This window comes from Thermoflexus sp. (assembly GCF_025055495.1).
Taxonomy (GTDB): Bacteria; Chloroflexota; Anaerolineae; order Thermoflexales; family Thermoflexaceae; genus Thermoflexus.
On record NZ_JANWXB010000294.1, the window covers coordinates 1 to 2,115 of the forward strand.

2 protein-coding genes are annotated in these 2,115 nt (G+C 63.4%); one reads left to right on the forward strand and one right to left on the reverse strand.

Annotated elements, in window-relative coordinates; genetic code table 11:
• The first annotated feature begins 151 nt into the window (after positions 1 to 151).
• Positions 152 to 832 carry a pyrimidine 5'-nucleotidase gene (locus NZM16_RS09360; protein ID WP_295449748.1) on the forward strand — a complete coding sequence of 227 codons (681 nt, stop codon included), beginning with the start codon at positions 152 to 154 and terminating at the stop codon, positions 830 to 832.
• 32 nt (positions 833 to 864) lie between these two features.
• Here the strand turns inward: NZM16_RS09360 and NZM16_RS09365 are convergent, their stop codons facing one another.
• A complete protein-coding gene (locus NZM16_RS09365; RefSeq protein WP_295449749.1) occupies positions 865 to 1,689 on the reverse strand; it encodes an SDR family oxidoreductase in 825 nt (274 codons plus the stop codon).
• Positions 1,690 to 2,115: the final 426 nt, after the last annotated feature.

Consider the following 2,115-nt stretch of genomic DNA (forward strand, 5'->3'; position numbering starts at 1 on the left):
CGGGGAGGGGGGAGAAAACCTCTTTCGGGGGCTGGACGGGGGCCTTCGGCACCCCCGTCCAGCCCCTGAAACCTACAGTGGATGGTTGAATTTTTGCTAAATCCCGGCTCTGGCTTAAACTGAACATCCCTGCGAGGGGAAGGATGACCAGGTGGAGCAGGCCATGGGCGGCCCCCGGTTGCGTTACCTGATCCTGGATCTGGATGATACGTTGTATCCCCGCCGTTCCGGGCTGATGGATCTCATTAGCGAGCGGATCGGCCGCTACATGACAGAGCGCCTGGGGTTCTCCCCAGACCATGCCGAGGCGCTGCGGCGGCGTTATTACGCCCAGTATGGAACCACCTTGCGGGGGCTGATGGAGGAACATCGGATCGACCCGGAGGATTACCTCGCTTACGTTCACGACGTGCCGCTGGACGCCTACCTACAGCCCGATCCGGCCCTCGATCAGATGCTGCGCCGGATCCCTCTAACGAAGGTGATCTTCACCAACGCCAGCGAGGAGCACGCCCGACGGGTGCTCGAGCGGCTGGGGGTTGCGCATCATTTCCCGATCATCCTGGATGTCCGTCGCCTGGAGTATTACAACAAGCCGGACCCAGAGGCTTACCGGCGGATCCTTCGGCACTTGAACGCCCAGGGGCCGGAGTGCATCTTTGTGGATGACTCCGTCCGCAATCTCCGCCCGGCGCGAGCCCTGGGGATGATCACCATCCTGGTGGATGGCCATTTAGAGGATGAGGTCGACTTCCACGTGCCGGACATCCTGAGCATTGAGCCGGTGATCCAACGCCTGCTTCTGGAACGGAATGGAGATGTGAAGGATTAACCGGATAAGGCCCCCCCGACGGCCTCATCCGGTTAATCCTTCGGGGCCTCCTCCTCGCCGCGCGCTTTCTCCAGATGGCGTAGCCACGCCCGGCCCTGTCGGGCAGCGCCCCAATCGACCAGGCGGGGCAGCGCCTGGTTGATCCAGATCGCCGGGCGATAGCGAGCGGGGATCACAATCTCGCGCACTGGCCGGCGCAACGCCCGCGCGATCGCCCGGGCGACCGCCTCGGGATTCAACCCCCCAGGCACCTCGCCGGGATCCACCGCCAGCCCGCTGGCCACCCGTCCGAATTCGGTGCGAACCGGGCCGGGGCTGATCACCGTGACGTGAATGCCGTGCGGCTCCAGCTCGCGGCGCAACCCTTCGCTGAACCCTACCACGGCGAACTTCGTGGCGGAATAGACCGTGAGCGGTGGCGTGGAGATGTATCCGGCCACGGAGGCGATGTTGATGATATGCCCGCGCCCCAGCCGTCGCATGCCTGGCAGCACCAGCTGGACCAGATGGATCATCGCCAGGATGTTCACAGCGAACATCCGCTCGACCACATCCCAGGGAGTCTCCTCTACGGTTGCGTAATAACCGAATCCCGCGTTGTTGATGAGCACCTCCACCGGACCCCACGTCTCTTCGATCTGACGCACTAAGCGCTGGCGGGCCGATGGATCCGCAAGATCAGCTGGGATCGCCAGAGCGGTGCCCCCCAGGGCGCGGATCTCCTGGGCCAGGGCCTCCAGGCGATCCTGACGTCGGGCGGTGAGGACCACACGCATCCCCTGGCGGGCCAGCCATCGAGCGGTGGCCGCTCCAATCCCGCTGCTCGCCCCCGTGATTAATCCGATCCGCTCTTTCATAGGTTCCTCCTGGAATTCAGCTGGACTTCATCTCCGGACCATCGCCCCCATCCCCTGCGAATGGGGATGGGAGTCGATACCTCCTCCCTTCCCGAGGCCAAAGGGCCTTAGAGAGGGAGGATTTTTTATTGATGTTGCGGGTGGGCGAGGCCGCCTTCGGCGGCCTCGCGCACCCGCAACACCGACGAACAGAAAGGCGGGATCGTCAACGACAGGCTGTGGTTGACGGTCCAGGAAACTCCCCTTAAAATGCTTGCCGTGAGTTCCTGCTCCATGATACAGATGGAAAACTCGCTTGGGGTGGGACATCTCCGAGGAGAGGGCCTTCGCCCATGCAACGGGATCGGATCACGGACGACATCTACGTCCTCACCAGCGACCTGTATGCTCAGGTGAACGCCGGGGTCGTCCTTGCCTCCGATGGGG

Excerpts from the sequence above, each read along its gene's own strand:
- NZM16_RS09365 (WP_295449749.1), bottom strand. The coding sequence starts at position 1,689 with ATGAAAGAGCGGATCGGATTAATCACGGGGGCGAGCAGCGGGATTGGA.